We start from the raw sequence: 498 nt of genomic DNA, 5'->3' as shown, positions 1-498 counted from the left end.
GTTTGTGTTTTTATTTGGGTTGTGGTCGCTCTGGGGGCGGCAGGGGCCGGCGGGGGCGCGGCGGCCCCCCGCGGCGGGCGCCACGGCCGCAAGGCCTGTGAGAGACGCGGTCGTCAGGTCGGCCGGTGACCCGGGCACCAAGCCCGTCGGCGGCCACCGGAACGCCGGCTCGAAGCCCGCGGCGATCGTGTCGCCGGGCGCCGTGGGCTGGTGGGCGGCTGCCGGGGGGTTGGTCTCCACGCCGGAACAGGCGGCCATGGTGACCGTGAAGGCGGTGATGAGCGAGATCCCCCGAACGCGCATGAGCGCGAGCCTGCCAGCCACCACGCCAACGACCGTGGGCGGAGTAGGTCACCCAACCCCCAAGATTCCCCGTGGTGGCCCCGCGGGGGGGGTGGGGGGGGCCCCCCGGCGGGGGGGGGGGGGTGTGCTATTCAAAAAAACCATCCCCCCAGACCCCCGGAAAAGGGGGTTTTCGGGTGGTGGGTGGTGAGGGTG

1 protein-coding gene is annotated in these 498 nt (G+C 73.1%); it reads right to left on the bottom strand.

Going from position 1 to position 498, the window contains the following annotated elements; translation table 11 throughout:
* The coding region (locus ACFWY5_RS55065; protein ID WP_379639948.1) for a hypothetical protein at nucleotides 1-303 on the bottom strand (303 nt) is incomplete at its 3' end.
* Nucleotides 304-498 lie beyond the last annotated feature (195 nt).

Origin of the sequence: Nonomuraea sp. NPDC059007, assembly GCF_042740555.1 — a bacterium.
Classification (GTDB): domain Bacteria; phylum Actinomycetota; class Actinomycetes; order Streptosporangiales; family Streptosporangiaceae; genus Nonomuraea.
The sequence above is the reverse complement of the archived record's forward strand: the minus strand, read 5'-3'. Positions and strand labels throughout refer to the sequence as shown.